The sequence below is a fragment of the Caulobacter sp. UC70_42 genome, assembly GCF_044056025.1.
GTDB lineage: Bacteria > Pseudomonadota > Alphaproteobacteria > Caulobacterales > Caulobacteraceae > Caulobacter.
Genome location: NZ_CP171994.1, coordinates 4,222,594 through 4,248,400, shown reverse-complemented (window position 1 = coordinate 4,248,400; position 25,807 = coordinate 4,222,594). Strand labels below are relative to the sequence as shown.

The 25,807-nt window shown below is 68.7% G+C and carries 27 protein-coding genes and 1 pseudogene; 16 read left to right on the top strand and 12 right to left on the bottom strand.

Annotated features, from left to right (window positions below):
• Window positions 1-217: 217 nt before the first annotated feature.
• Window positions 218-1,021 carry a universal stress protein gene (locus ACHMW8_RS21250; RefSeq protein ID WP_395443706.1) on the top strand — a complete coding sequence of 268 codons (804 nt, stop codon included), beginning with the start codon at window positions 218-220 and terminating at the stop codon, window positions 1,019-1,021.
• 41 nt (window positions 1,022-1,062) lie between these two features.
• On the opposite strand, the gene ACHMW8_RS21245 is transcribed toward ACHMW8_RS21250, so the two are convergent.
• A complete protein-coding gene (locus tag ACHMW8_RS21245) occupies window positions 1,063-1,920 on the bottom strand; it encodes a hypothetical protein (protein ID WP_395443705.1) in 858 nt (285 codons plus the stop codon).
• A 271-nt stretch (window positions 1,921-2,191) separates the two neighbouring features.
• Here ACHMW8_RS21245 and ACHMW8_RS21240 point away from each other — a divergent pair, with 271 nt between their 5' ends.
• Window positions 2,192-4,363, top strand: a complete 2,172-nt coding sequence (locus ACHMW8_RS21240) for a copper-transporting P-type ATPase (RefSeq protein WP_395443704.1) — start codon at window positions 2,192-2,194, stop codon at window positions 4,361-4,363.
• Window positions 4,364-4,406: 43 nt separating this feature from the next.
• Here ACHMW8_RS21240 and ACHMW8_RS21235 read toward each other — a convergent pair whose 3' ends face one another.
• Window positions 4,407-7,079, bottom strand: a complete 2,673-nt coding sequence (locus ACHMW8_RS21235; RefSeq protein WP_395443703.1) for a GNAT family N-acetyltransferase — start codon at window positions 7,077-7,079, stop codon at window positions 4,407-4,409.
• Window positions 7,080-7,316: 237 nt separating this feature from the next.
• Here ACHMW8_RS21235 and ACHMW8_RS21230 point away from each other — a divergent pair, with 237 nt between their 5' ends.
• The 7 genes from ACHMW8_RS21230 (at window position 7,317) to ACHMW8_RS21200 (ending at window position 13,589) form a co-directional block, all read left to right on the top strand.
• Entirely contained in the window at window positions 7,317-8,957 is a 1,641-nt protein-coding gene (locus ACHMW8_RS21230; RefSeq protein WP_395443702.1) for a PAS domain S-box protein, read from the top strand.
• The gene (locus ACHMW8_RS21225) at window positions 8,954-9,181 is read left to right on the top strand and encodes an ATP-binding protein (RefSeq protein ID WP_395443701.1); all 228 of its coding nucleotides are present in this window, start codon (window positions 8,954-8,956) and stop codon (window positions 9,179-9,181) included. The genes ACHMW8_RS21230 and ACHMW8_RS21225 overlap by 4 nt, the downstream gene beginning before the upstream one ends.
• Window positions 9,171-9,794, top strand: a complete 624-nt coding sequence (locus tag ACHMW8_RS21220; RefSeq protein WP_125159687.1) for a response regulator transcription factor — start codon at window positions 9,171-9,173, stop codon at window positions 9,792-9,794. The genes ACHMW8_RS21225 and ACHMW8_RS21220 overlap by 11 nt, the downstream gene beginning before the upstream one ends.
• 81 nt (window positions 9,795-9,875) lie before the next feature.
• Complete coding sequence (locus tag ACHMW8_RS21215; RefSeq protein ID WP_395443700.1) at window positions 9,876-10,295, top strand: response regulator transcription factor; 420 nt, start codon at window positions 9,876-9,878, stop codon at window positions 10,293-10,295.
• 160 nt (window positions 10,296-10,455) lie between these two features.
• On the top strand, window positions 10,456-11,493 hold the full coding sequence (gene adhP, locus ACHMW8_RS21210; RefSeq protein ID WP_395443699.1) for an alcohol dehydrogenase AdhP: 1,038 nt from the start codon (window positions 10,456-10,458) through the stop codon (window positions 11,491-11,493).
• 204 nt (window positions 11,494-11,697) lie between these two features.
• Complete coding sequence (locus tag ACHMW8_RS21205; RefSeq protein WP_395443698.1) at window positions 11,698-12,090, top strand: c-type cytochrome; 393 nt, start codon at window positions 11,698-11,700, stop codon at window positions 12,088-12,090.
• A gap of 137 nt (window positions 12,091-12,227) precedes the next feature.
• Entirely contained in the window at window positions 12,228-13,589 is a 1,362-nt protein-coding gene (locus tag ACHMW8_RS21200; protein ID WP_395443697.1) for a sensor histidine kinase, read from the top strand.
• 10 nt (window positions 13,590-13,599) lie between these two features.
• Here ACHMW8_RS21200 and ACHMW8_RS21195 read toward each other — a convergent pair whose 3' ends face one another.
• Together ACHMW8_RS21195 and ACHMW8_RS21190 are read right to left on the bottom strand one after the other, a co-directional pair.
• Window positions 13,600-14,379, bottom strand: coding sequence for an LOG family protein (locus ACHMW8_RS21195; RefSeq protein WP_395443696.1), 780 nt, complete (start codon window positions 14,377-14,379; stop codon window positions 13,600-13,602).
• Window positions 14,334-14,984 (bottom strand): NAD(P)H-dependent oxidoreductase, encoded by a 651-nt coding sequence (locus ACHMW8_RS21190; RefSeq protein WP_395443695.1) that lies wholly within the window; start codon window positions 14,982-14,984, stop codon window positions 14,334-14,336. Before ACHMW8_RS21190 ends, ACHMW8_RS21195 begins: the two co-directional genes overlap by 46 nt.
• 210 nt (window positions 14,985-15,194) lie before the next feature.
• Here ACHMW8_RS21190 and ACHMW8_RS21185 point away from each other — a divergent pair, with 210 nt between their 5' ends.
• Window positions 15,195-15,521, top strand: coding sequence for a hypothetical protein (locus ACHMW8_RS21185; protein ID WP_125159693.1), 327 nt, complete (start codon window positions 15,195-15,197; stop codon window positions 15,519-15,521).
• Here the strand turns inward: ACHMW8_RS21185 and ACHMW8_RS21180 are convergent.
• Together ACHMW8_RS21180 and ACHMW8_RS21175 are read right to left on the bottom strand one after the other, a co-directional pair.
• Entirely contained in the window at window positions 15,518-15,994 is a 477-nt protein-coding gene (locus ACHMW8_RS21180; RefSeq protein ID WP_125159694.1) for an NUDIX domain-containing protein, read from the bottom strand. The two genes, ACHMW8_RS21185 and ACHMW8_RS21180, sit on opposite strands and share 4 nt — an antisense overlap.
• 77 nt (window positions 15,995-16,071) lie before the next feature.
• On the bottom strand, window positions 16,072-16,740 hold the full coding sequence (locus tag ACHMW8_RS21175) for a helix-turn-helix domain-containing protein (protein WP_125159695.1): 669 nt from the start codon (window positions 16,738-16,740) through the stop codon (window positions 16,072-16,074).
• Between the two features lie 234 nt (window positions 16,741-16,974).
• Between ACHMW8_RS21175 and ACHMW8_RS21170 the strand changes: the two genes are divergently transcribed.
• The 6 genes from ACHMW8_RS21170 to ACHMW8_RS21145 all read left to right on the top strand — a co-directional run bounded on the left by ACHMW8_RS21170 (window position 16,975) and on the right by ACHMW8_RS21145 (window position 19,830).
• Window positions 16,975-17,778 carry a universal stress protein gene (locus ACHMW8_RS21170; RefSeq protein WP_395443694.1) on the top strand — a complete coding sequence of 268 codons (804 nt, stop codon included), beginning with the start codon at window positions 16,975-16,977 and terminating at the stop codon, window positions 17,776-17,778.
• A 45-nt stretch (window positions 17,779-17,823) separates the two neighbouring features.
• Complete coding sequence (locus tag ACHMW8_RS21165; protein WP_395443693.1) at window positions 17,824-18,312, top strand: c-type cytochrome; 489 nt, start codon at window positions 17,824-17,826, stop codon at window positions 18,310-18,312.
• 72 nt (window positions 18,313-18,384) lie between these two features.
• Window positions 18,385-18,522 carry a hypothetical protein gene (locus tag ACHMW8_RS21160; protein ID WP_395443692.1) on the top strand — a complete coding sequence of 46 codons (138 nt, stop codon included), beginning with the start codon at window positions 18,385-18,387 and terminating at the stop codon, window positions 18,520-18,522.
• The gene (locus ACHMW8_RS21155; RefSeq protein ID WP_158624756.1) at window positions 18,519-18,665 is read left to right on the top strand and encodes a hypothetical protein; all 147 of its coding nucleotides are present in this window, start codon (window positions 18,519-18,521) and stop codon (window positions 18,663-18,665) included. Before ACHMW8_RS21160 ends, ACHMW8_RS21155 begins: the two co-directional genes overlap by 4 nt.
• 11 nt (window positions 18,666-18,676) lie before the next feature.
• Window positions 18,677-19,234: a hypothetical protein gene (locus ACHMW8_RS21150; protein WP_395443691.1), complete on the top strand. Its 558-nt coding sequence runs from the start codon at window positions 18,677-18,679 to the stop codon at window positions 19,232-19,234.
• A 131-nt stretch (window positions 19,235-19,365) separates the two neighbouring features.
• A complete protein-coding gene (locus tag ACHMW8_RS21145) occupies window positions 19,366-19,830 on the top strand; it encodes a hypothetical protein (RefSeq protein WP_395443690.1) in 465 nt (154 codons plus the stop codon).
• A gap of 24 nt (window positions 19,831-19,854) precedes the next feature.
• Here the strand turns inward: ACHMW8_RS21145 and msrA are convergent, their stop codons facing one another.
• The 6 genes and pseudogenes from msrA to ACHMW8_RS21115 all read right to left on the bottom strand — a co-directional run bounded on the left by msrA (window position 19,855) and on the right by ACHMW8_RS21115 (window position 25,654).
• On the bottom strand, window positions 19,855-20,373 hold the full coding sequence (gene msrA, locus ACHMW8_RS21140) for a peptide-methionine (S)-S-oxide reductase MsrA (protein WP_125159699.1): 519 nt from the start codon (window positions 20,371-20,373) through the stop codon (window positions 19,855-19,857).
• Window positions 20,374-20,515: 142 nt separating this feature from the next.
• Window positions 20,516-21,175, bottom strand: coding sequence for a hypothetical protein (locus ACHMW8_RS21135; protein WP_395446082.1), 660 nt, complete (start codon window positions 21,173-21,175; stop codon window positions 20,516-20,518).
• A 167-nt stretch (window positions 21,176-21,342) separates the two neighbouring features.
• A pseudogene (locus ACHMW8_RS21130) lies at window positions 21,343-21,513 on the bottom strand (hypothetical protein); the annotation flags it as partial.
• A gap of 198 nt (window positions 21,514-21,711) precedes the next feature.
• On the bottom strand, window positions 21,712-24,099 hold the full coding sequence (locus ACHMW8_RS21125) for a TonB-dependent receptor domain-containing protein (protein ID WP_395443689.1): 2,388 nt from the start codon (window positions 24,097-24,099) through the stop codon (window positions 21,712-21,714).
• An 87-nt stretch (window positions 24,100-24,186) separates the two neighbouring features.
• The gene (locus tag ACHMW8_RS21120) at window positions 24,187-25,143 is read right to left on the bottom strand and encodes a FecR family protein (RefSeq protein ID WP_395443688.1); all 957 of its coding nucleotides are present in this window, start codon (window positions 25,141-25,143) and stop codon (window positions 24,187-24,189) included.
• Window positions 25,112-25,654, bottom strand: a complete 543-nt coding sequence (locus tag ACHMW8_RS21115) for an RNA polymerase sigma factor (RefSeq protein WP_395443687.1) — start codon at window positions 25,652-25,654, stop codon at window positions 25,112-25,114. Before ACHMW8_RS21115 ends, ACHMW8_RS21120 begins: the two co-directional genes overlap by 32 nt.
• Between the last annotated feature and the right edge of the window lie 153 nt (window positions 25,655-25,807).

Genomic DNA, 25,807 nt, shown 5'->3' with positions numbered 1-25,807 from the left:
ACGTCCCGCCAGCGCGTGGCTTCGCTCAAGAATATCTGACCTGGACAAAGGAAATCTCCGGGGCTGGGCGAAGAAAATATGGGTCGCGCGGCGGCCCGTTTTGACCGGCGTCAATCGTCCGGCCGGCGCCCGCCGGGGCTCCGTACAAATGCGGATGACGGCGCGACGAGGCGCTCGCTAGCGTGATCTCCAGGCGCTCTTGCCGGCCTTGGAGGCGATGATGAAGAACGTTCTGCTTTTCGTGCACCAGGACGAAGGCCAGGAAGCCCGCCTGCAGGCGGCCCTGGATGCGACGCGAGCCCTGAAGGGCCACCTGACCTGTATCGACGTAACTCCTATCACCGTGGTCGCCGGCGACGACGGCGGTCAGGCCCAGGCGCTGCTCTTGGTGGAGGAGCACAAGCTTGAGACGGCCAATCGCGTGGCCCTGACCGCCCGACTGACCCAAGAAGGCCTGCCGTGGGACTGGATCGAGAGCACGGGCGACGTCGCCAGCTGCGTCCTGGACGCGGCGGGCTTGGCAGATCTGATCGTCATCAACTGCAAGCGCGACACCTTCATGCAGATCGAGCCGCGGGCGATCGCCAGCTCGACGGTGATGGGCGCGCGTTGCCCGGTCTTGGCCGTGCCCGACGCCGCGCGGGGCTTCGACGCCGGCGGTCACGCCGTCGTGGCGTGGGACGGCTCGGCCTCGGCCATGGGGGCGTTGCGCGCGGCTACGCCCCTTCTGCGCCTGGCCGGATCGGTGACCATTTTCAACGCCGACGACGGCGGCAAGGGCGCGCCTGAGGAGGCCGCCGCAGCCTATCTGTCGCGCCACGGCGTCCACGCCTCCATCGAACGGACCTCGGCCCACGGCCAGCGCGCCGATGCGGCGATCCTCAAGGCCTGCGCCGACCAGCACGCCAGCTACTGCGTGATGGGCGCCTATGGCCAGGGTCGGCTGCGCGAGGACCTGTTCGGCGGCGTCACCCGCGGCATGCTTTCCGCGGCCCGCCTGCCGCTCGTCCTTGGCCGCTGAAGCACGAAGGCCGCGCCGGGCCGTGATCGCTCGGCGCGCGCTTAGTGTGCTAGGAACAGGTTCAGCGTCCGGCCGTGGACGATCAGCGACTTGGTGACGCCGCCCAGGACATCTTCGCGAAGGCGCGAGTGTTCGAAAGCGCCGGCCACCAGCAGACCCGCGTCCCAGGATCGCGCCTGGCGAACCAGGCCATCGTATCGGCTGAGGCCATCACGGGACTCGACCTCGATCTCGCTTACGCCGTGGCGACGAAGATAGGCGACCAGTCGTTCGGGCGCGGCGATAACCCGCTCGCTGGCGCGCAGATGGGCCGGATCCTGGAGAATGACCACGCGTGTAGCGGCCTTGAGGAGTGGCATGGCGGCGCGTACGGCGCGCGCGGCCGCCGGACTGCCGTTCCAGGCGATGGCCGCGCCGAGGCCCAACTCTCCGCGCGCTCCGCTGATCACCAGGACCGGAACCTGGGCGCGAAGGAGAGCGTCGGTCATCAGTCCGCTCCAGGATCCCAGGGCCTGCAGCGTCATGCGGCCAACGACCACCAGATCGGCGAACGGCGCGAGGGCCGATAGGTCCAGTGCGTGCGCCGACTGCTCCTCGACAAAGACGATGCGGCCGGCGTCCGATTCGACGCCCGGGCTCGATTGTCCGGTCACCTCACGGGCCATGGCCTCGACGCCGCGACGCAGCTCCGCCTGCGCGTTCTGGGCGGCCTCTCGCGATGCGGGCGGTACGCCAAGGCCGTTTGGATCCTGGGCGGCGTTTCCGAACATCGCCAGGGGAGGGGCCAGGACCACACTGACCTGCCCATGGGCGGTGCGCGCCAGTTCGGCGGCGGAAGCAAGCGTCAGGGCGTCGTCGTCGGCGCCGGTGAGAACGGTCAGGATGCTGGCGTAGCTCACGGCGAGATCCTCATGCCATGCTGCGAGTTTGGGGCCGCGCGCTGGCGCGCCCTTGCGCCAAATCAAGTTCCTCCGCATCGTCAGGCGCCGACGCAGTCGTCTACGGGACATTGCGGATGCCGCGCCGGCGCATGCGCGCGTCAACATCACCCGCGCCTGTCGGCTGAGCCATGCGGCCGCATCGCGGGCGTCCGGTCACGGCGGCGCGAAACCTATGGAAGACGCGGCTCCGTCGAGACCTCGACGCGGCCCGCGCGGCGAGGTCGACGGAATGAACGCCCACGAGCCAGACGCGACCGACAGCTCGCTCGCGCCGGCGACGCCGCCTGGCGCGCTGGTCTTCACCTGTCCCATGCATCCCCAGGTGCGCCAGGCCGGCCCCGGGCTTTGCCCGTTCTGCGGCATGGCGCTCGAGCCGGTCTCCGCTTTGGGCGATCAGCCGCCCAATGCCGAACTGGCCGACATGACGCGGCGCTTCTGGATAGGCCTTTGTCTGACCCTGCCGGTCTTCACACTGGAGATGGGCGCCCACCTGATGGGTCACCATCGGTGGGTCGCGCCGATGGTTTCCAATCTGATCCAGTTCGCTCTGTCGACGCCCGTGGTGCTGTGGGCCGGCTGGCCGTTCTGGGTTCGCGGCTGGCGGTCGGTGGTCAGCGGTCGGCTCAACATGTTCACCCTGATCGCCATGGGGGTGGGCGTCGCCTACGGCGAGAGCCTCGTCGGCCTGTTCGCGCCTCGGCTGCTGCCGTCGGGCGCGCGCGACGCCATGGGCGCGACGCCCGTCTATTTCGAGGCCGCCGCGGTGATAACTGTCCTGGCTCTGCTGGGCCAGGTCCTGGAGCTTCGCGCGCGCGAGCGCACGTCGGGGGCCATCCGGGCTCTGCTTGACCTGGCGCCCAAGACGGCGCGCCGGGTCAAGGCGGACGGGAGCGACGAGACCGTGACCCTGGACCTCGTGTCGGTCGGCGATCGCCTGAGGGTTCGTCCGGGCGAGAAGATTCCGGTCGACGGCGTGCTGGTCGAAGGCCGCGTGACGATTGATGAGTCGCTGGTCACCGGCGAGTCCATGCCGGTCACCAAGGCCGCCGGTGACACGGTGGTCGCCGGCGCGATCAACCGGACCGGCGCCTTCGTCATGCGCGCCGAAAAGGTCGGGTCTCAAACCCTGCTCGCGCGGATCGTGCAGATGGTCGAGCAGGCCCAGCGCAGCCGGGCGCCGGTGCAGCGGACGGCCGACCGGATCTCGGCCTGGTTCGTGCCGGCGGTCATCGGCCTCGCGCTCGCAGCCGCCGCGGCCTGGATGGCTTTCGGACCTCAACCCCGTCTCGGCTATGCCCTGATGGCGGCGGTTTCGGTGTTGATCATCGCCTGTCCCTGCGCGCTCGGGCTGGCGACCCCGATATCGATCATGGTCGGGATCGGCCGCGGCGCGCGCCTGGGCGTGCTGATCAAGGACGCCGAGGCGCTGGAGCGGCTAGAGAAGATCGACACCCTGGTCGTCGACAAGACCGGAACCCTCACCGAGGGGCGTCCGGCGGTGACGGCCCTTGAACCCGCCGAGGGTTTCGACGAGGCGCGGCTGCTGCGCCTGGCCGCGAGCCTGGAGCGCGGAAGCGAACATCCGCTGGCCGAGGCCATCCTGACCATGGCGCACCATCGCGGCCTGGCTCTGTCGGAGCCCGCGCAGGTCAACTCGCCGGTGGGCCTGGGCGTGCTGGGCCTGGTCGATGGCCAGCGCGTGGCGGTCGGCGGGCCCCGGCTCATGGCCCAGGAAGGCGTCGAGGCGGCGCCGCTCGCGGCGCGGGCCGAGGCGCTGCGTCGCGGCGGCGCGACGGCGGTGTTCGTCGCCGTCGATGGGCGGCTGGCTGGCGTGCTGGGGATCGCCGATCCGATCAAGGCGACGACTCCCGCGGCCCTGGCGGCCTTGGCGGCCGACGGCGTGCGCGTGGTCGTGGTGACGGGAGACAACCGCACTACGGCGCTGGCCGTGGCCGAGCGGCTGGGCCTTAGGGAGGTCGAGGCCGACGTCTCGCCGCAGGACAAGGTGAAGGTGGTGGCGCGCTTACGGGCGCAGGGACGTCTGGTGGCCATGGCCGGCGATGGCGTCGACGATGCGCCGGCTCTGGCGGCCGCCGAGGTTGGGGTGGCGATGGGGGCGGGCGCCGACGTCGCTATTGAAAGCGCGGGGGTGACCCTGGTGCAGGGCGACCTGCAAGGCATCGTCAGGGCCAAGCGACTGTCCCGGGCGGTCATGCGAAATATCCGCCAGAACCTGGTGTTCGCCTTCGCCTACAATCTCGCCGGCGTGCCGATCGCCGCGGGCGTGCTCTACCCCGCGTTCGGCATAACGCTGTCGCCGGCGATCGCGGCGCTGGCCATGGCGCTGTCGTCGGTGAGCGTGGTGGCCAACGCCTTGCGCCTGCGTGGGGCGCGGCTCTGACCGGCGCTTTGCTCGAGCATGAGGGCCGCGCCCGGACCGCTGCCTAGGCCAGCGGCGTCAGGTGACGCTCGACCATGCGCAGGCTCATGTCCTCGGGGCAGGCGCGCACCGAAAAGCCCATCTCAGCTTCGAGCCGCAGAGCCGCCCCGTTCTCGGCGCTCTCCAGGGATTCGATGGTCTCCACGCCATGGGCGCGCGCGTAGGTCAGGGTGTGGTCCATCAGCGTCCAGCCCAAGCCGCGTCCCTTGAGATCCGAACGCACCGAAACGGCGATCTCGGCGCGCGAGGGATCCGCGCCCTTGGCTAGCATGGAGACGGCCAGGATGGTCTCGGTCCCGGGCTCCAGGGCGAGGAAGGTCATCGTCCGCGCGTAGTCGATCTGGGTCATCAGCGCGAGGCGGTCATGGTCGACGACATGGATGCCGGTGAGGAACCGCATCCGAAGGTCTTCGGGCGTCAGCTGGGCAAAGAAAGCCGCCAGGGCCGCTTCATCGTCCGGCCGGACCGGGCGCACGTGGAAGGCCAGGCCCGATCGGGTGGAAAGATCGCGCGTCCAGTCGGTCGGCGGCGGCGCGATGACCAAGCGTGACGGCGGGCTGGAAAACGGGCTGATGACCATGCGCGCGTCGAGGGCGAGGACGCCGTCGGGTCCGACGCGCAGGGGATTGATGTCCAGCTCAAGCACATCCGGAAAATCCACCACCAGCGCCGAGAGCGCCGCGATCGTGCGCGCCAGGCCCTCGATGTCGGCGGCGGGGACATCGCGATAGCCGGCCAGCAGGCGGCTGATGCGGGTTCTGGCGATCATGTCGCGGGCCTGGGCGTCATTCAACGGCGGCAGGCCCAGAGCCTTGTCGTTCAAGATCTCCACCGCCGTACCGCCAGCGCCCACCATCAGCACCGGACCAAAGATGGGATCGGTGGTCAGCCCGACGATCACCTCGAGGCCGCAGGGCGGGGCGATCGACTCGACGGCGAAGCCGCTCAAGTGCGCATGCGGCGCGCGCGCGGCGATGGTCTCGCGCATGGCTCGGGCCGCATTCGTGGCCGCGCGCACCGTGGGCAGGTCGAGCGCGACGCCGCCGACGTCGGACTTGTGCGAGATGTCGGGCGAGACGATCTTGATCGCATAGGGCGGCGCCAGGATATGGCAGGCTTCTTCGACCGCCTCGATCGAAGGGGCGAAGCGGGTCGGTATGACGGGCACGCCATAGGCGGCCAAAACCGTCTTGGCTTCGACTTCGTTGAGCAAGGTGCGGCCCGCTTCGCGCGCATTGGCGAAGATCAGTCGCACAGCCGTGCGATCGCCCACGATGTCCGTCCGCGTCACCGGCGCGTTGGTCAGGGCCAGGCGGGCGCGGCCAGCGGCCAGCAGGTAGCCGAACCCGCGCGCCGCCGCCTCGGGATTGTCGAACAGCGGCACGGCCGCCTTGGCGAAGAGATCGCGAACGGCGGCGGCGTTGGCGTCGCCCAGCCAGCACGCCAGGACCGGCTTGAGCACGCCGCGTCGTCGGGCCTTGGCCACCACGTCGGCCACCGCTTCGGCGATGTCCTCAGGGGTGGAGACCGCGGTCGGACAGTTCATGACCAGAACGGCGTCGACGCCCGGATCGGCCAGCACGGTCTCGAGCGCCGCCGTGTAGCGGTCGGCATGGGCGTCGCCGAGCAGATCGATCGGGTCGGCATGCGACCAGCCAGCCGGCATATGGGCTTCGAGCGACGCGATCGTCTCGGGCGCCAGCGCCGCCAGGCGGGCGCCGACGCCGTCGAGCGCGTCGACGGTCAGCACGCCGGCCCCGCCGCCGTTGGTGACGATGGCCAGACGATCGCCGGCGCGCGCACGGGTGGAGCCGAGCACGGCCGCGGCGTCGAAGAGATCCTCGAGTGTCTCGACCATGACGATCCCGGCTCGCGCGAAGGCGCAGGCGTGAACGTCGTAGGCCCCGGCCAGGGCGCCGGTGTGCGAGCGCGCGGCCATGCCGGCCGCGGCGGTGCGACCGGCCTTGATGGCGATGACCGGCTTGTTGCGCGCGGCGGCCCGCGCCGCCGACATGAACTTGGCCGCGTGGGTGACGCCTTCGATATAGAGCAGGATGGCGTCGGTGTGCGGATCGGCGTTGAAGAGGTCGATCAGGTCCGCGAGGTCGGCGTCGGCCATGTCGCCGGCCGAGACCACTCCGGAGAAGCCGATCCGCCGGGCGCGCGCCCAGTCGAGCATCGCGGTGATCAACGCGCCGCTCTGGGAGATGAACGCCAGACGCCCGGGCGTGGCGTCGCCGCGCGTGAACGAGGCGTTGAGCCTGGCGTGCGGCGCGAGAAGCCCTAGGCCATTGGGGCCCACTATCCGCAGGCCAGAAGCCTTGGCGGCCGCCAGCATCGCCGGCCGCAGGCCGTTCTCCTCGGTCAGTCCAGCGGTGATCACCATGGCGATCCTGACGCCGCGCTCGCCCAATCCGGCGATGACGTCCGGCACGGTTCGCGCGGGAGAGGCCACTACCGCCAGGTCGATGTCGGTCGGCAGATCGGCCAAATCGGTCCAGCATTTGACGCCGTCGAGCGCCAGCGGGCGCGGATTGACGACGTGGATCGCTCCGGCGAAGCCGCCGTTGATCAGGTTGCTGACCACGACCGCGCCGACGCTGCCGGGACGGTCGGAGCCGCCGACGACCACGACGGCCGAAGGGGAGAGCAGGGCGGACAGGGCGTGTTGGGACATCGTGAGCCTCGGCTTTGACGCGCCGAAAGGACCGCTTCCCCGCCGACGCCGCCATCCGTAGAATCCACAGGGACGCGCGAAGCCGAGCTTACGAAAAGAGCTTGGCTATGGCGCGGTCGGACGTTCGGCTCTACTTTGCCCGGCGGAATAGGATGCATACTGGCGGTAGAGTGGCGTGGGTGCGGCAGCATGAACCTTGAGCAGGCAAGAGTTGAGTCGCCCCGCGCGTCTTTCGCCTTGTCCGAACCGCTGTCGGCCCCCGCGCGCTATGGCTTGGCGGTCGGCGCCGTGGCGGTCGCGGCCCTGGTTCGCCTGGCGCTGGAGCCTTGGCTTGAGCATCGCTCGCCCTATCTGATGTTCACCGCTTCGGTGGTTTTGGCCGCCGCCTTCGGTGGTCTGCGGCCCGCGCTCCTGGCCAGCGCCCTAAGTCTGGTCGTGGGTCTCCTTTTCGTGGGCGAGGGATGGCGCGGGCCGCTCACCGATGGCCTGACGTTCGCGCTCGTGTCCGCCGCCTTGATCCTGGTCGGCGGAGAGATCGATCGCCTGCGCTTGCGGTCGGCCGCGAGCGAGCGCGAGGCCCAGGAAAGGGCCGCCGCGGCCGGACGCGTCGCCCACGAACTCAACCTGCTGATCGATGGCGCGGCCGAGTACGCCATCTACATGCTCGATCCGGAGGGGCGTGTGTTGATCTGGAATTCGGGCGGAGAGCGGCTCAAGGGATGGCGCGAAGCCGAGGTGCTCGGACAGCCGGCGGCGATGTTCTATCCGGCCGACGCGCGCGCTGCCGGCAAGCCGGAGGCCGACCTTGGCCGGGCGCGGGCGTTGGGCAAGTTCGAGGAAGAAGACTGGCGTCTGCGCAAGGACGGTTCGGAGTTCCTCGCCCACGTATCCATCACGACGCTCTATGACGAGGCCGGTAGACTGCAAGGCTATGGCAAGGTGGTGCGCGACGTCACAGGCCATAGAGCCAGCGAGCGGGCTCTGCGGGCCAGCACCAACCACCTCAAGTCCATCCTTTCCACGGTGCCCGATGCGATGATCGTCATCGACGAGGCCGGGAGGATCCTGTCGTTCTCCAGCGCCGCCGAGCGCCTGTTCGGCTATGCCGAGGCCGAGATCGTCGGGGAGAACGTGAGCAAGCTGATGCCCGAGCCCGACCGCGGACACCATGACGAATACCTGCATCGCTATGTAGATACGGGCGAGCGCAAGATCATCGGCATCGGACGGGTGGTGGTGGGGCAGCGCCGCGATGGGGGAACCTTTCCCATGGAGCTGTCGGTCGGCGAGGCGCGGGGCGACGGGCAGCGCGTGTTCACCGGCTTTATCCGTGATCTGACCGAACCCCATCGCACCCAGGCCCGCCTCGACGAACTCCAGGCCGAGTTGATCCACGTCGCCCGCGTCAGCGCCATGGGAACGATGGCCTCGACCCTGGCCCACGAGCTGAACCAGCCGATCACGGCGGTGGCGAACTATGTCGAGGCGGTGCGCGATCTGCTCGAGCGGCCCGACCCCGAAGACCTGCCGATGATCCGCGAGGCCCTGACGGACGCCGCCGGCCAGGCCATCAGGGCGGGCCATATCGTTCGGCGTCTGCGTGACTTCGTGGCCCGGGGCGAGGTCGAAAAATCGATCGAGGACCTTCATGGCCTCGTCGACGAGGCTTTGGCCCTGGGGTTGATGGGCGCGCGGGAATCCGGTCTGGCCGTCAGCGTAGATCTCGATCCCGCCGCCAGCCTGGTGCTGGTCGACAAGGTCCAGATCCAACAGGTGCTGATCAATCTGGCGCGCAACGCCGCCGAGGCCACGGCGGGACGCGCCGATCGCCGGATCTGGGTGTCTAGCCGTGTCGAGGCGGGGGGCTCGTGCGCGTGACGGTCGCCGACACAGGGGCGGGGGTTTCGCCCAGCGTTTCCGAACAGCTCTTCACCGCCTTCGTCAGCACCAAGTCCGATGGGATGGGGTTGGGGCTGTCGATCTGTCGAACCATTGTCGAGGCCCATGGCGGCCGTATCTGGTTCGAGCCCCGCCAAGGCGGCGGAACGCAGTTTCACTTTACCCTTGTGCGCGCCGATCCGGAGGCGATTGATGTCCGATAAACGCATGATCCATATCGTCGATGACGACGACGCCATTCGCCGTTCGGCCAGCTTCATGCTGAAGACGTCCGGATTTTCCGTGACGGCGCACGAGTCCGGCGTGGCCTTTCTGCGGGAGGTGCGCCACCTGCAGCCAGGCTGCGTGCTGCTGGATGTCCGCATGCCCGAGATCGATGGCCTGGAAGTCCAGGCCACGCTGAACGAACGGGGCATCGCCATGCCCGTCGTCGTGCTGACCGGCCACGGGGATATCAGTGTGGCGGTCCGCGCGATGAAGGCCGGCGCCGTCGACTTCATCGAAAAGCCGTTCGAGAAGACGACGCTCCTGGCCGCGATCGAGACCGCCTTCGAGCGCCTGGCCGACGTCGAGGGACGATTGGCCCGGTCGATGGAGGCCAGCGTCGCCATTGCGGGTCTGAGCGGGCGCGAGCAGGAGGTCCTCAAGGGCTTGGCGCAGGGCTTGCCCAACAAGACCATCGCCTTCGACCTTGGCATTTCGCCGCGCACCGTGGAGGTCCACCGCGCCAATCTGATGACCAAGCTGAAGGCGCGCAGCCTCTCCGAGGCGCTGCGCATCGCCTTCGCCGCCGGCTTGGCCGAGCCGGAGGCCTAGGAAGTTTACGTAGCGACGTGATCGCGAGCGGATGCGAAGCCTGATCCGAGTCGAATTTCCGATCAGTCTTCAGACGCCGCCATGACCGCTTCCCCGACCTCTGACGTTTCGAGCCCGCCACGCCTCCTGCTCGTGGAGGATGACGCGGCCGTGCGCCGGGCGTTGCAGCTTCTTCTGCGCGCCAGGGGATATGATGTTCGGGCCTATGCCGCCGGATCGGCGTTGCTGGCCGATCTCGACGCCCAGAAGCAGGCCGTGGTCCTGATCGCCGACATGAAGATGCCCGAGGTCGACGGGGTCATGCTGTTGCGCGCTCTGCGGTCCGGGGGGTGGCGGGGGCCAGCCCTCTTGATCACCGGCTTTCCCACCCCTCAGGTGCGCGCTGACGCGATGGCGGCGGGCTATGCCCGCGTGCTCGAAAAACCTCTCATCGAGCATGCGCTGGCCGACGCGGTCGATCGTCTGGTCGCCGCCGGCGGCGATGGCGCGACTACGTACTAATCCCAACTGCGTCTCGGGAGCCTCCGGCCTATCGGAAGGATCGTGCGCCAAGCGATTTCCTTCGAAGACGCCGAGGCTCCGGGAGACACCTGACATGGCCAAGTCCGATCTTCTTTCACCTCAAGCCGCTTCGACCCTGGGCGGAGCGCGAAGCCCCCTGATGAAAGCCGCTGTGGTCCGAGCCTTTGGTCAGGCCCTGACGATCGAGAGCCTCGACCGTCCAAAGCCCGGTCACGGGCAGGTTCTGGTCAAGATCGGCGCCTGCGGCGTCTGTCACACTGATCTGCACGCCGCCAACGGCGACTGGCCGATCAAGCCCTCGCCGCCCTTCGTGCCGGGCCACGAGGGCGCGGGCGAGATCGTCGAGATCGGCGAGGGCGTCAGCCATCTCAAGGTCGGCGACCGGGTCGGCGTGCCGTGGCTGCATTCGGCCTGCGGTCAATGCGACGCCTGCCTGGCCGGCTGGGAAACCCTGTGCCCGGACCAGCAGAACACCGGCTACTCGGTCAACGGCGGCTTCGCCGAATACGCTCTGGCCGAGGCCGACTATGTCGCGCGTCTGCCCGACAACATCGATCTGGTCGAGATCGCGCCGGTGCTGTGCGCCGGGGTCACGGTCTACAAGGGCCTGAAGATGACCGAGGCCAAGCCGGGCGATTGGGTGGCGATCAGCGGCGTCGGCGGCTTGGGCCACATGGCGGTTCAATATGCGGTGGCCATGGGCCTGAAGGTCGCGGCCATCGATATCGACGACGACAAGCTGGCCCTGGCCACGCGGCTAGGCGCGAGCCTGGTCGCCAACGCCCGGGACGCCAACGCCGTCGCCCAGATGAAGGCGCGCATGGGCGGGGCGCACGGCGTTCTGGTCACGGCGGTGTCGTTGCCGGCGTTCAGTCAGGCGCAAGGCCTGGCGCGACGCGGCGGCACGGTCGTGCTGGTCGGCCTTCCGCCCGGCGATTTTCCGCTGTCGGTCTTCGACACCGTCCTGAACGCCATCACCGTGCGCGGCTCGATCGTCGGCACGCGACTGGACCTCAAGGAGGCCTTGGCCTTCGCCGCCGACGGGCGGGTGCGCGCGACCGTCGCGACGGCCCGGCTGGAAGACATCAATGCGGTTCTGGATGACATGCGCCAGGGCAAGATCGAAGGCCGCATTGTGCTGGACTTTTCCGCCAAGACCATCGGCGATGAAGGCTAGTCCCGCGCCGAGGCCGACGACCCGGTTGATCTTGACCGTGCTCGCGATCGCGCTTCCCGTGCGCCGCTGGCTGGTCCGGCGAACGCCCCAAGGGTTGGGGGCAAGGCTCTGGCCAGGATCGCGTCGGCTAAGTCGGGGCGATGGTGGTTGGGGACCGACTTGAGAGGGGTGAACGGGCGACAGGCTCGCATCCGGGTCAAGGCCATGCTCGCCGTTGTGGCTCTGGGCGCCTGCGCGGCCGAACCCAAGACCAGCAGTCAAGGCCGGGAAATCCTCGGCGCGCGCGATCGCGGCGAGGCGACGGCCAGGAGCCATTGCGCCAGCTGCCATTTCACGGGTCAGGACGGCGTGGGTGCGCGCGTGGATGCGCCGTCCTTCGGCGAGATCGCCGTGGGCTATCGAGACCTGCGGATCGACTGGGAGCTGGAGACCATCAGCCAGGTGGGCCACTACGCCATGCCCGCCAAGCCGCTATCGCCGGGTCAGATCGCCGATTTGACGGCCTATATCCGAAGTCTGGACCATCAAGATCGCGACGACCTGGAGAACGGTCCGGGTCCGGACAGACCGGGCAGTCATGTGCGGCGCATACCTTGACCCCGCCGCCCTGGTGGTCGGCTGGTCGCAAGATTGTCGTCCGTCGGCGAAGGCTTCGGCGAAGCTTGAGCTGAGTCAAAGCCCGGCGTCCCGCGCGAGGGCTGGATAACGAGGGACGCGCGCGGGGGAAATCGGCGATGACGCTTAAGCTCTGGCTCCATCCCGAAAGGACCGCCATCCGGCCGACCTCGCCGCTGGCCTATCTCATCGCCGTCGCCAGCATCGCCCTGGCGACGGGCCTGCGGCACGTCCTGGCGCCGTGGATTACTGGCGCTCAGTTCATCACCTTCTTTCCTGCGATCATGCTCACGGTGTTTCTGTGCGGCGCTCGCGCGGGCCTCCTCACGGTCGCCTTGGGCGCGCTCGCGGCCCGGTTCGTATCGGGACCGCCCGCGCCCACGCCGCGTGATGATGTCGCCCTGGCGATGTTCATCGCGGTCGGTTTGCTCGATGTCTTGGTCCTCTCGGCGCTGCTGCGATCCAATGCCGCCCTCAAGCAGACGCTGGGCCACCTCCGCCGAGCCAACCAGGACCTGATGGCCAGCGAAGCGCGGTTTGGCGACCTTCTGGAATCAGCGGCCGACGCCATGGTGATCGTGGATCGGGGCGGCGTCATCGTCCGCGTCAATGGTCAGACGGAGCGCCTCTTCGGCTTCTCACGCCGCGATCTCGTCGGCCAGCCCGTGGAGCGGCTGATTCCCGACTCCCATCGTGTGTCCCACGCCCGGTTCGTCCGCGACTACATGGCTTCGCCGCAACTTCGCGAAATGGGGCGCGGCGGTGAGCTGCAAGGCCAGACCGCGAGCGGCGCAGCCTTTCCCGTCGAGGTCAGCCTCAACCCCCTGCGCAATAGCGATGCGGGCCTGGTCTGCGCCGTCATTCGCGACATCAGCCTGCGCAAGGCCGCCGAGGATCGCCAGACTCTGCTGATCCACGAGCTCAATCACCGCGTGAAGAACACCCTGGCGACGGTGCAATCGATCGCGCGCCAGACCTTGAAGTCGACGGGTGATCCGGCGGCCTTCTGCGAAGCCTTCACCGCTCGTCTGGTCGCGCTCTCTCAGAGCCACGACGTCCTGACGCGCAACGACTGGACCGGAGCGACTTTGTCGGAGGTGTTGCTCGAGCAGTTGCGGCCCTATCGACGTGACCACGTCGTTCGGTTCGAGCTCTCTGGCCCCCCTGTCAGCCTCGCACCGCGCGCGGCCCTGGCGCTGGGCATGGTGTTTGGCGAGCTCAGCACCAACGCGGCCAGGTATGGAGCGCTGTCGAACGACGAGGGGTGTCTTCTGGTCGAGTGGCGCTGGCTCGACGAGCCGGGCAAGCCGACCGTGGCTGTCACCTGGCGCGAGGTCGGCGGGCCACCCGTCGCCCCACCAAGCCAACACGGGTTCGGCGAGCGGTTGATTCAGCGCAGCCTGTCCCACGAGCTCGGCGGCTCGGCCGTTCTGACCTATGGAGCTGAAGGATTGGTCTGCGACCTGAGATTCGCGCCTTAGGGAGGGTTGCTCAAGATGTCGTCTCCGGCGTCCGCAAGCCGCCTTCCAGCAACCGCGACCAGACGGTCTCGGCGTCATCGGCGAAGGCCAGCAGCGCCAGATCGGCTCGATCGATCATGCCGGCCTCGACAAGCGCCTCGAAATTGATCACCGCGCGCCAAAAGGCCTCGTCGAACAGGATGATCGGGACGGGCGGGGCCTTGTGAGTCTGACGCAGCGTCAGAAGTTCGAACAGCTCGTCGAACGTCCCAAAGCCGCCGGGGAAAACCACGAGCGCCCTGGCGCGCATCGCCAGGTGCATCTTGCGCATGGCGAAGTAGTGGAAGCGGAACGTCAGCGCCGGCGTGCAGTAGGGATTGGGTTGCTGCTCGCGGGGCAGGGTGATGTTGAAGCCGATCGACGGTGCGCCAACCTCGAAAGCGCCCTGGTTGGCGGCGGCCATCAGGCCGGGGCCGCCGCCCGTGGCGATGACGTTCTCGAAGACGCCTTGGCGCGGGCTCAGAGCGCCGCCGCGTTCCGAGGCGATCTGGCCGAGCCGCCGCGCCTGCTCGAACCAGAAGGCCTGGCGGCCCGGCCCATCGGCGCGCACGCGCGCGCTGCCGAACACCACGATCGTCGTGGCCACGCCGAAGGCGCGCAAGGCTTCGTCAGCCTTGGCGAACTCGAGCAGGAAGCGCACGCCGCGCATGGAGTCGCCGAGCAGGAAGTCCTGGTCGAGCGCGGCCAAGCGATAGGCCGGCGCATTCAACTGGGCGGCGTTGCTGGGCGGCGGTTGCGAAGCGTCGTCCATCGCGTCAGGCCACGGCGGGCCCGAAGAGCTCGTCCAGGCGCGTGCGCACCTGCTCGAGCACGTCGGCGCCGGAACTCGTCGGTCATGTTCGACACCACGCCGCCGAAGTGCTTGTGATCGAGGACGCGGAGGCCGCAGACGCCTTGGAGATGGATGTCGAACACCGTCATCAGCGCCTTGAGCGCGCCGGTGTGGTTGACCCAGTCATCGGGCGCGCCGGAGGTCGAGAACGACAAAAGGCTCTTGCCCGTCAACAGCGCTTCGGTCCCGCCGGCGCCAGGCGCGTACCCGAAACCCATGCCGAAGACGCGGTCGACATAGCCCTTGAGAATGGCGGGCGGGGCGTTGAACCAGAACGGATAGACGAAGATGAAGCTCTTGACCGCGCTCAGCCGGCGCCGCTCGGCCACGACGTCGGGCGCGGGGGTCACGCCGTGCGGCGTAGGCATTTCCTCGGCCTGCAGGCGCGGGTCGAAGTCCATCGCATAGAGGTCGTGCAACTGGGCCTCATGCCCGCCCGCGCGAAGGTGTTCGACACAGGTGCGCGCCAGCGCCGCGCAGAAGCTGGTCGGTTTGGGGTGGGCGAGCACGACGGCGTGCAGCATGGCGAGCCTCCAGTCTTTCGAGGCCTCCAGACTAAGGTCATCGCGCCGAGGAGAATTGATCCAAGTCAGGCCTTTTACGGCGCGAGGGGCGGCTCGAGGTCGCGCGATCCCCTGCGAAATTGGGCGTGCCGTTCGGGGTTTGACACAGGTCAAGCGGGTCCACGCTCATCCGGCGATGGTGGCGCTCGGCACACCCACAGGAGTTTAGACATGCGAAAGCCCCTTGCCCTCGCTGACGACCTCGGACACCAGGGCGGCAAAGCCTTCGCCAAGGTCGGCGAACATCTGCGCGCGTTGAAGGCCCAGCTCGGCGACAAGACGGGTGACGCGCTTTCGTCCACGTCGCTGGCTCTCGGTCACGCGGCCTTGGAGCTTGTCGGTGAGGTGGAAGAGAAACTCGACGCCGTGGCCGATGGCGCCCGACGCCAGATTCGCCGCCATCCGGACGAGGCGGCCGCGACCGCGGCCCTGGCGGTGGTCCTCGCCGCTGGCGTCGCGGGACTTGTCACCTACGGACTGATGCGCCGGCGCGACTAGCCTGCTCTACTGGCCGCGGCGATCCGCGCCGCGGCCTCGATCAATATGGGCCGTTGGCCTGGCAGAATCTTGCGCAGGGCGGTGGGCAGGTCGAAATAGGCGACGGCGTCGATCTCCGGCGCGTCGACCCACTGTCCCGAACGCGGGGGCCATTCCAGGCGGAAGGTCTGGCTGGCGAACCGCTCAAGGTCGAGATCGGCCCTGGCCAGCCAGGGAATAATCATCTTGCCGCGATAGGCGCGGCGAGGCGTCAGGGCCTCCAGTGGACCGTTCAGGGCCAGCCCTGTCTCTTCCTGAAACTCACGACGCGCGGCGGTCATCGCCATTTCGCCGGGCTCGATCAGCCCTTTTGGGATCGACCAAGTCCCGTCATCGCGGCTGCGCCAGTAGGGACCGCCGGGATGCCCGAGCAGGAAGACGGGGGTGTCGACGAGACCACCCCAAACCAGAACGCCGGCGGCTTGCTGCACCATGACTTTACCTTGAAATCATGGGCTCGGGACGACGAAACGGCGAGCGGAGGCGCGGGCGTTGGAGCCTCCAAGCGACGTTAGGGCGCGGCGCGGGCGGCCAGCCTGGCGGGGGAGGCGACGCGGAAGCGACGGCAGCCCTCCAGGGCGATGAGGCCTTCGCTCTGCAGCTGGCTGAACATGCGCGAGACGGTCTCGATGCTCAGGCCCAGGTGATCGGCGATGTCCTGGCGGCTCATCGCCAACTCGCTCCAGACCGACCGCTGTCGCTTGGCCACGTCGGACAGGAAGCCGGCGACCTTCTCCAAGGCGCTCTTGCGGGCCAGGAGCATCATGTGCTCGTGCGCCCGTTCCAGCTCCGAGCCGGTGGCCTGCCAGATGGCCCGTTCCAGGCCGTGGCCGGCCTCACCGCGATGGCGCATGGTCGAGCGCCGGGCGACCAGGACGCGGGTGGGACCCAGCGCCTCGGCCGAGGACAGGTGCGCGGGCCCGGTCTCCAGGCCGAAAAGATCGCCCGGATAATAGAAGCCGGCGATCTGGCGGCGGCCGTCGCTGGTCAGGCGCGAGGCGCGCACCGCGCCGCTCTGGACCTGATAGACGAGATCGGTCTCCTCGCCCTGGGCGTAGATCTCCTCGTCGCTGGCGTAGGCGATGCTGACGCCCATGTCGCCGAACATGTCGGCCATGGGCGGATAAAGCGACGTCATCGCTGGAGCGGCGGCGGATCTCGGTAAGGCGTGCATCGACATCGTGGCTCTCCCTGCGGCGCGATGACAGGGATAGTGCCGCACGCCCCAACCACACCATTGGGAACAATACTTAGAATTGGGCGCTCGCTGTTCTGTAGGCCGATAGACAAAAGTTCCGGCATGTCCGAACTAGCTGCGATGGACACGCGTGCGCGCCAGCATCCGTATAATCCCTCATATCGACCATGTTTCCGCTTTTCTAGCCTTGGCGCCATTGGTCAAATGGAGGCGGCGATGAAGACGGTGCTGTTGCTGGTGCATGCCGACGCCGGTCAGGAGGCCCGTCTCCAAGCGGCGCTCGATCTGACCCGCGCGCTCGAAGGGCGCCTGATCTGCGTTGACGTCACGCCCATTCCCGACTTCGCGGGCGATATCGGCGGCGCGGCGCAGGCGATGATCCTGGAAGAGGAGCGCGAGGCCGAGACGATCAATCGGACCGCTCTGGAAGCGCGTCTGGCTGGCGAGGGCGTCGCCTGGGACTGGATCGACGCGACGGGCGACTTTACCCAATGCCTGATGCGCCAAGCCGGGCTGGCCGACGTTATTGTTGTCAACTGCAAGCGGGACACGATGATGGGGGCGGATCCCCGCGGCGTGGTGGCCTCTGTCGTGAGTCAGGCCAGTTGTCCCGTGGTCGCCGTTCCGGACGACGCACGCGGCTTCAACCCCAATCTTCCGGCCTTGGTCGCATGGGATGGTTCGGAGCCATGCATGGCGGCCCTGCGCGCCAGTGTTCCGCTGCTGCGCTTGGCGCGCTCGGTCACCTTGTTCGTTGTCGAAGATGGCGCGACCCGGGTCCCGCCCGTCGAGGCGGCGGCCGCCTATCTGTCTCGTCACGATATCCACGCGACGATCGAGCAGGTCGCCGCGGACGGCGCCACGCCCGACGCGCTGATCCTGACCGCCTGCGAGGCCGCCGGGGTGGGCTATTGCGTGATGGGCGCCTTCGGCCACGGCCGGCTGCGCGAAGAGCTTTTCGGCGGGGTGACCCGTCGCATGCTCGACGCCGCCGAGCTGCCCCTGGTGTTGGAGCGCTAAGCGCCGTTCGCCGCACGGTTCTTTTTTCCAGTGAGGGAGGCGAGCATGCCTGCGGGATGTTCAGATGCGCGGCGGGGCGCGAGCCTGTCGTTCGCCACGGCGTTCTTGGTCTTGTGCGCCTGGGGCGCACCGATCTCGTCCTCAAGAGCCCAGCCCGCGCCCGCCCCCTCGGGCGACCAGATCAACGGTCAGCGTCTGGCGCAGCGCTATTGCGGGCAGTGTCACGCTGTTACGCAAGGCGCGAGCCCGCTACCGGACGCGCCGCCATTCCCGCGTCTGTTCACCCGTTACCGACCGGGCCGTCTCGACGCGATCCTCGCCGAGGGCATGCTCGCCCCCAGTCAGCCGCCGGAAGAGGGCTCGCCACCAAGTCATCCCCGCATGCCGATGGCCAAGCTGGACGATGATCAGATCGCCGATCTCAAGGCCTATCTGCGCGGCTTGGATCCGCGTGTCGGCTCACGTCCCGCGCCCTGCCACGGCTGCGGGGAAGGGCGATCCGGAGGCGCGAACCGCGTTCATCCGGGCATCTGAAGGCGCGATTGCGCGACATCAAATTCCGCGCGCCCGATCGCGCGAGACTGTCGACATTCGGAGGTTTGGACCATGGACATGCTGCAGACGACCTTCCTCCTTCTCGACATCCTCGGCCTCGCCGCCCTGGTCATGATCGCGAGCACGATTCTGTTGATCGCGACGGCGGGCGAGGGGCCTGTCATGCGACGCGATCGGAGACGGCCATGAAGCCGACGCCCCGCGGACCGTGGGTGGCGATCCTGGCCCTCGCGGCGGTCATCGGCGTGGCGTCGCTCGGCAGCTGCCACAACCTCGATCGCCTGCGCCACCCCAACCATGAGCCGGTGATCACGCCGGGCGCCGGACATTAGGAGACGGTTCGATGGTCGCTTTCGGGATCCGACGGCCGCTTCATAAGGCCCTGACGCGTGATCGCGCGGCGCCGTTCGTCAGGTCGCCCGCTGGCGGCGGGGCGCTGCGCTGGATCTTCCCCGTACTGTGCCTGGCCGCGCCCTTCCTTGGCGAGGTGGCGGTGATCTATCTGCCCAGCTGCCTGCTGTTCGGCGCCGTGCTGGGCATTTGGGGCGCGCACCGAACCGGAGCGGTGTGGTCTGTGATGATCTGGAGCCTCGTCACCGGTATATTCGGCGCCCTGTTGGCCTTCGTCGAGGTTCAGGTCGTCCCGGACTTGCGGATTCTGGCCTTGGTCACCGCGCTGATCCAGGCCCTGGCGCTTCTCGCGATCGGCGCGCCAGCCACGATCTCGGGATGGCCCGCGCGCGGCATGGTTCTAGCCAGCCTCGCCGGACCGCTCGCCTTGGCGTTGCTGGCGTTGCGCGGCGCTCCGGCTTGGGCGGCCTTGGCCGCCACCCTGGCCGTCGCGCTCGACCTGGCGGGGTTGCCTTTGGCGTTGATGGCGCGCCGCCGCGCGCGGCCGTGAGCCGCCGGCGGCCGTCTCCACGACTCGTCCTGACCGCCGCGGTGTTGATCGCGTTGGTCGCCGTGGGTTGGCCGCTCGTAGCGGAACGCGACGTTCCTCGCATCTCGAACCCCGAAACCTCGCTTTCGCCTGTGCTGCGCGCCCAGACTTGGGCGACCTGGCGACGGCTGCAGGCGATCATCGCGCCCTGCAACGCGGCGGTGGAGGTGGTGGCCCGAGCAACGCCGCCGCCGTCCAGCCCGATCATCCCGTCACCGCCGGTGCGACAGGCTCAGGAGGCTTGTCGCGCCGCAGGTCTTGCCCTGTTGTCGCTGCGCGCCCCGCCCGCCGCCGATGACGCGACACGCGCGGCGTTCGACGCAGCCATCGAGCGTTGCCAGAGCGTCTATCTCGTCGAGGGCAACGCCCACGCCCGCCTCGCGCGGGCCCTGGAGCGGGCCGCTTCCGCGACCTCGCCCGACCGGCCAGACTTGCTCGACGCCTGGTCCGGCGTGCAGGAAGCTAATATCGACGCCCTGGGGTGCGCGAGCGCCTTTATCAGCGTCGCGCGGCGGGCGGGAACGCCGCTTGACGGCTTCGATCCGGAGGCCTCGTGAGCGCGTTCGCGCAGCGCTCGAAGACTAGCTCGCGGCGCTTTCACGCCGCGGCAGGCGCCAGCCCGGGCGGATGAAGTGGCAGGTATAGCCGTTCGGGATACGCTCCAGGTAGTCCTGGTGCTCGGGCTCGGCTTCCCAGAAGTCACCGGCGGGCTCGACCTCGGTCACGGCCTTGCCGGGCCACAGGCCCGAGGCGTCGACATCGGCGATGGTCTCGAGCGCCACGCGCCGTTGGTCTTCGGACATGTAGAAGATCGCCGAGCGATAGCTGCGGCCAAGATCGTTGCCTTGCCGGTTCAGCGTCGTCGGATCGTGAATCTGGAAGAAGAACTCCAGAAGCTGGCGATAGCTGATCAAGGCCGGATCGAACTGGATCTCGATGGCCTCGGCGTGGTCGCCATGATTGCGGTAGGTGGCGTTGGGCGTATCGCCGCCGGAATAGCCGACGCGGGTGGCGATGACGCCCGGATAGCGGCGCAGCAGATCCTGGACGCCCCAGAAGCATCCGCCGGCCAGGATGGCGGTTTCGAGCTTGGCGTCCATGGCGAAATTCCTTCAAGAGCTGCGAGCGTCGCGCCTGACGCGACGCCCTAGCAAGTGGGGATGGATGCGGAGATGTCCAGGATCGGCCTCTCCGCGGCGGTTCAGCCGGCCATGGCAGGGCGGATTTTCGGCGGCGTGCGGGTCAACCGTCAGCCCGGCCAGCCGGCCACGGACCCGACCGCGAAATCACGCGGTCGCCCTCGTCGCGATTGTCGGTGACGATCACGCGATAGCTGGCCCCGCCCGGGGCGACGCGGATCACGACGTGGCCGCCGCGCGCGGCCAAGCGGTCGGTTAGCCACTTGTGAGTCAGTTCGTTGGCAGGCGAGAGGCCGGTGGCGAAGACGTCGCGCGGGCCGCGATAGAGGCGCGGGCTCAGCATCCGCTCCAGAGTGTCGGTGCTGGGGTGCGCCGCGTGCCAGCCGGGGATGATCCAGGTGCGCGGTTTCAGGGCGCGCACGACGTCGGCGCCCGTGGCGTCGAACATGCCGTGATGAGCGGCGACGGCCACATCGACCTGACCAGCGACCTGGGCGGCGCGCGTTTCGACATCGCGCCAGGGCAGGGTTCCGTCGAAGCTGTTGCTGGTCAGGTCTCCCGCCGCGAAATAGCCGAAGTCGCCGTAGCGCAGGCGAATGGCGGCCGAACAGGCGTTTTCGTCGGGGATGTCATCCTTGGGGAGGGTATCGATCGGTGGGAACAGGCGGCGGGTTTCGGTCCCGCGACCACGCCAGACCTCGCCATTGGCCGCCAGATTGCGGATCTCCGCGCCCGGGAGCGCGAACTGGTCGGCGGCGCCCACGCGGAACCGCTCGACCCGGCCTCCGGCCGAACCCGCTCGCGGACGAAAGCGATATAGGCCTTGGCGAACGGCGCGTCCCAGACGGCGGGATAGGCGTAGTCGGGATAGCCGCGATCGACCAGGGCGCCGATCGGCAACAGGGCTGCGACATCGTACAGGCCATCGATGTGGTCCGGATGCAGGTGGCTGACCAGGACGGCGTCAAGCTTCGGCTCGCCCGTGGCGGCCAGATGCCGGAGGGCGTAACGGCCGATCCACTCGCCGGCGCGACGGTCCGGACCTGGACGGATCTCCAAGCTGGCCGGCGGCGGCGTGCTGGAGGCCCCAGCGTCGATCATAAGGCTGGACCCGTCCGGCCCGATGATCAGCGTCGAGTCGCCCCGGCCTGTGGCGATGTGGTGGATATCCAGCCCGCCGCGCCGCCAGGGGCGCAGCGGCTGGCCGACGGCGTCGTCCTCGGGCAAGGGCGCGGCGGCGGCCAGAGCGCCCGCGCCGAGCAGCAGGCCGCGACGGGTGAAACGGGCGGTCGCCACTGCCTAGAACTTCGCCGACAGCATGACGCCGACCGTGCGCGGTTCGCCCAGATATTCGGCCAGCACGCCCTGGGTGGACGGGGTCAGCAGGTAATCGACATCGCCCAGGTTCTTGGCCCAGGCCGTCAACGCCCAACGGTCGTCCTGGCTCTCATAGCCCAGCGACAGGTTGGTCAGGGCATAGCTGTCGATGTGCAGGTTCGGATCCTTGGTGGCGCCGGTATAGTAGCCGTCGGTATAGGCCCAGCTCAGCGCGCCGGTGACATAGCCCTTGCCGTTCAGCGGGATGCGGACGTCGGCGGCCAGGGCGCCCTTGTTTCGCGGCGACGAGCCCAGCGGATGGCCGGTGTTCACCGCCCCGCCCGGAATGACGAAGTTGTCGTAGACCGTGTCGAGCAGTCCGTAGTTCGCCATCAGGTTCAGCCAGGGCAGCGGCCGCCACGTCACTTCCAGTTCCGCGCCCTTCACCGTGGCCTGGCCGGCGTTGGTGATGGTCAGGACACGGGTCAGGTTGTTGAAGAACAGCTCCTGCTTGTCCTTGTAGTCCATGTGGAAGACCGACGCGTTGATCCGCAGGGTGTCGGCCAGCCACTGGGACTTCACGCCCAGCTCGTAGTTGGTGACGGTCTCGGGTTCGAACGGCTGGGTCAGGGCCGAGATCACCGCCGCGTCGGTGTTGAAGCCGCCGGCCGTGTAGCCGCGCGTGACGCTGCCATAGACCTTGAGGTCCTCGCGCGGCGTCCAACTCAGCACCGCGCGGGGCGTCACCTCGCTCCAGTCGGCCTTCAGGCCGTGAGCGGTGAAACTGCCGGTCGCGGGGCGGACGAAGTCGGTGCGGACGAGGTCGGCGGTCTTCTCGTCGTGGGTGTAGCGCGCGCCCAGGGTCAGGTCGAAGGTGGCTGGCAGATGGACCGTGCCATCCACGAAGGCGGCGTAGCTCCTGGTTTTCACCGCTTGGTCCGTCAGGACGTCTGAGGAGGCCACGCCGGTGACGGCGGCCAAGCCGCGCGTGCGCAGCTGGCGCTTGGCGTCCTCGTCGGCGAAATAGACGCCGGCCACCAGGTCGCCGCGCTCCCACTTCGGGCTGGCCCAGCGGATCTCCTGCGAGAACAGGCCGACATCGTCGACGTCGCGATTGACCGACTGGGTGTTGGTTCCGGTCAGGAAGGCGTAGCCGACGCCGGTGCCCGAATAGTCCTCGCCCGACTGCGACCAGCGATAGCCGGTGACGGAGGTGACTTGGCCGACCGGCGCGTTCCAGTAGACCCGCCCCGAGGCGCCCCACTGGTTTCGCGCGAAGTCCTGATTGTAGCCAAGCTCGGACGTGCGGCGGTCGCCGTCCGAACCGGCCGCCTTGGACGACAGGGTGCGGCCGCCATTGTGGTCCTGCGCGTAGTCTGCGCCCAGCAGCACCTCGACGTCGTCGTTGGCGCGCAGACGGGCCTGGGCGCGGAGGCTGCGGCTGTCGAGATCGTCTTGCTCGCGCCCGGTCAGGCGGTCCTTGCCATAGCCGTCGTGCTGTTTGAGCGAACCGGCCAGGCGCAGGGCGACCGTCTCGCCGACGGGGATGTCCACACGGCCGTCGACCTGCTTAAGGTCATAGTCGCCGCCGCCGATCCGCACCGAGCCCGCCGTGTCGCCAAACGCCGGCTTGCCGGTGTCCAGCACGATGGCCCCGCCGGTGACGTTGCGGCCGAACAGCGTGCCTTGCGGCCCCTTCAACACCTGCACCGAGTTCAGGCCGTAGAGCTCGAAGGTCGCGGCGCTGTTGCGGGGGATGAACAGGTCGTCGATGACCACGGCCACCGGCTTGTTGGCGCCGATCTGGGTGAAGGTGTTGGTCGCGCCTCGAATGGCGATGGTCGGGCTGGACTGGCTGAACGACGACACCAGCAGGCCCGGCGTCAAGCGCGAGATGTCTCGCAGAGTTTCCAGGCGATAGGTCTCGACGGCGCGGCTCGAGAAGGCCGTCAACGAAATCGGCACCCCCTGGGCGGCTTCCTCGCGCTTCTGGGCGGTGACGATGATGGTGTCCAGCGCGGTGGGCTCGGCGGCCACATCGCCCGTGGCGCTGGCAGGACGCGCCACGCGCAGTGTGATGACGCGACCGTCGTCGGCCGCGATCTCCAGGCCGGTTCCGGCGATCAGCTTCCGCAGCGCCTCGTGCAGGTCCATCTGGCCGTCGATGGCCACGGTGCGCACGCCCTTCAGCTGCGCGGCCGGGGCGAAGATCTGCACGCCGGCCTGCCGGGCGAACTGCGGGATGGCGCTGACCGCGTCCTGCGCGGGCACCTTAAAGGTCCGCTGCTGGGCCGATGCCGGGCCGCCGATGCACAGCGCCAGGGCGGCCACGCCGCCGGCCAGAATCGCTTTCGTCTTGTTCAAAGCCATGTCGCCCCTCTCGCGCGCCCGTCGCGGCGCGATTTCCGAGGCCAAGAGACGTCGCGGCGACGTCTCCGCCATGTGTCTCGAAACTTTTTACGTAGGACGCCGGCCCAGGCGAACGGTGCGCCCCTCGATATCCAGCCGCGCGCCGAAGGCCTGCGAGGCCGATCGCGCGAAGCTGACCGGGTCGTTGGCCGCGAAGAGACCGCTGATCGGTTCCTGGGCCAGGGTCGGGTCTTCGATGATCAGCCGCATGTCGCTATAGCGAGCGAACTCGCGGGCGGCCTGAGCCATGGTCTCTCCCTCGAAGGCGATCTTGCCCTCTCGCCAGGCCAGTCGCCGCACCAGCGCCGCCGGCGCGACCGTCTCGACCTGGGTCTGCCTGGGGGAGGCGTCCATCTGCTGGTTGGCGCCGAGTTGCAGGCGGCCGCGACGGTCTGTGACGCTGATCCGACCCTCGCGCACCACCACCGACACCGGCTCGCCGGCGATCGCCTTGACGACGAAGGCGGCGGTGGTCGCCATGACGGACAGGGCGTCCGCCGAGACGACGAACGGCTGCTCGCCCTTGGCTACCTCGAACAGAGCCTCGCCGCGAACGAGTTCGACCCTGCGCTGGCGGACGCGGATCTTGCTGTCGGTGTTGAGGGTGATGGCCGAGCCGTCCTCAAGCGGGATCAGACGGACCTCGCCCCGCTGGGACGCATAGGCGCGAGAGCCGTAGCTGGACACGCCCAGCGCCCCGACCCCGGCGACCAGACCGGCGGCCACCGCGCCGCCGCCCCAGCCGATCAGGTTCCGGCGCGATGGCCGAACGGCGGACTTGGCCTTGAATGGCGCGGGATCGAATTGCGGGCCCAGCGCGCGGGCGGCGTCGCTGCCGTCGTACAGCGCCTGGGCGCGGGCCAGGGCGCCGAGCCGGCGCGGATCGCCGGAGAGCCAGGTTTCAAGCTCGGCGTTGTCGGCGGTCGACAAGGGGCCGCGATCGATGCGTCCGGCCCAAGCCGCCGCCGCGTCGTCAACCGCCCGACTTGTCTCTCGCTCCGCCATCAAGGCCACTCGTTCCCGTGTCGTCGTTCCTAGATGCGCCGAGCGCGCGTTTTCCGCCACGTCCAAAGCGATCGATCAACAGGCGGATGCCCTTGACGATGTGCTTTTCAACCGTGTTTTCGGACACGCCCATGCGCGCGGCGATCTCGCGCTGCGAGAGGCCCTGCACGCGGCGCAGGATGAACGCCTCCTGGGTCTTCTTGGGCATCTCGGCGATGGCTTCGGCCAGCCGATGCAGCTCGTCGCGGTCGATCAGCACCTGCTCGGGCGAGGCCATCTCCGCGGGCAGGTCCAGGCGCTCCAGATCGGCGACGGCGCGTATCGAGACGATACGACTGCGCTGCACGTGGCGCACCAGCAGCGAATAGGCGACCTGGAAGAGATAGGCCTTGGGATTCTCGGACGTCCTCGACGCTCTCCTTGGAGACCAGGATCGTATAGGCCTCCTGAATGACGTCGTCGGCGTCCAGGCCGGGCGCGAGCCGGCGGTTAAGCCAGCCGCGCAGGACATGCTCGTGCGGCAGGATGTTGCGCGCGAACCATCGGGACCGTTCGGGTGTGATCGCAGGCATGGCTCGGGGCGCGACTTTCCAGACGGGGATTGAGAGACGACGATCGGCGACGCGGCAAGCGGCCATGGGTCGTCCATCCTGCTTTGCTGCTG

Bases quoted from the DNA above. Each gene is read 5' to 3' on its own strand.
- ACHMW8_RS21250 (WP_395443706.1), top strand. From the start codon at position 218: ATGATGAAGAACGTTCTGCTTTTCGTGCACCAGGACGAAGGCCAGGAA.
- ACHMW8_RS21240 (WP_395443704.1), top strand. From the start codon at position 2,192: ATGAACGCCCACGAGCCAGACGCGACCGACAGCTCGCTCGCGCCGGCG.
- ACHMW8_RS21235 (WP_395443703.1), bottom strand. From the start codon at position 7,079: ATGTCCCAACACGCCCTGTCCGCCCTGCTCTCCCCTTCGGCCGTCGTG.
- ACHMW8_RS21220 (WP_125159687.1), top strand. From the start codon at position 9,171: ATGTCCGATAAACGCATGATCCATATCGTCGATGACGACGACGCCATT.
- ACHMW8_RS21215 (WP_395443700.1), top strand. From the start codon at position 9,876: ATGACCGCTTCCCCGACCTCTGACGTTTCGAGCCCGCCACGCCTCCTG.
- adhP (WP_395443699.1), top strand. From the start codon at position 10,456: ATGAAAGCCGCTGTGGTCCGAGCCTTTGGTCAGGCCCTGACGATCGAG.
- ACHMW8_RS21205 (WP_395443698.1), top strand. From the start codon at position 11,698: ATGCTCGCCGTTGTGGCTCTGGGCGCCTGCGCGGCCGAACCCAAGACC.
- ACHMW8_RS21200 (WP_395443697.1), top strand. From the start codon at position 12,228: ATGACGCTTAAGCTCTGGCTCCATCCCGAAAGGACCGCCATCCGGCCG.
- ACHMW8_RS21195 (WP_395443696.1), bottom strand. From the start codon at position 14,379: ATGGACGACGCTTCGCAACCGCCGCCCAGCAACGCCGCCCAGTTGAAT.
- ACHMW8_RS21190 (WP_395443695.1), bottom strand. From the start codon at position 14,984: ATGCTGCACGCCGTCGTGCTCGCCCACCCCAAACCGACCAGCTTCTGC.
- ACHMW8_RS21185 (WP_125159693.1), top strand. From the start codon at position 15,195: ATGCGAAAGCCCCTTGCCCTCGCTGACGACCTCGGACACCAGGGCGGC.
- ACHMW8_RS21180 (WP_125159694.1), bottom strand. From the start codon at position 15,994: ATGGTGCAGCAAGCCGCCGGCGTTCTGGTTTGGGGTGGTCTCGTCGAC.
- ACHMW8_RS21175 (WP_125159695.1), bottom strand. From the start codon at position 16,740: ATGTCGATGCACGCCTTACCGAGATCCGCCGCCGCTCCAGCGATGACG.
- ACHMW8_RS21170 (WP_395443694.1), top strand. From the start codon at position 16,975: ATGAAGACGGTGCTGTTGCTGGTGCATGCCGACGCCGGTCAGGAGGCC.
- ACHMW8_RS21165 (WP_395443693.1), top strand. From the start codon at position 17,824: ATGCCTGCGGGATGTTCAGATGCGCGGCGGGGCGCGAGCCTGTCGTTC.
- ACHMW8_RS21160 (WP_395443692.1), top strand. From the start codon at position 18,385: ATGGACATGCTGCAGACGACCTTCCTCCTTCTCGACATCCTCGGCCTC.
- ACHMW8_RS21155 (WP_158624756.1), top strand. From the start codon at position 18,519: ATGAAGCCGACGCCCCGCGGACCGTGGGTGGCGATCCTGGCCCTCGCG.
- ACHMW8_RS21150 (WP_395443691.1), top strand. From the start codon at position 18,677: ATGGTCGCTTTCGGGATCCGACGGCCGCTTCATAAGGCCCTGACGCGT.
- msrA (WP_125159699.1), bottom strand. From the start codon at position 20,373: ATGGACGCCAAGCTCGAAACCGCCATCCTGGCCGGCGGATGCTTCTGG.
- ACHMW8_RS21125 (WP_395443689.1), bottom strand. From the start codon at position 24,099: ATGGCTTTGAACAAGACGAAAGCGATTCTGGCCGGCGGCGTGGCCGCC.
- ACHMW8_RS21120 (WP_395443688.1), bottom strand. From the start codon at position 25,143: ATGGCGGAGCGAGAGACAAGTCGGGCGGTTGACGACGCGGCGGCGGCT.
- ACHMW8_RS21115 (WP_395443687.1), bottom strand. From the start codon at position 25,654: ATGTCCTGCGCGGCTGGCTTAACCGCCGGCTCGCGCCCGGCCTGGACG.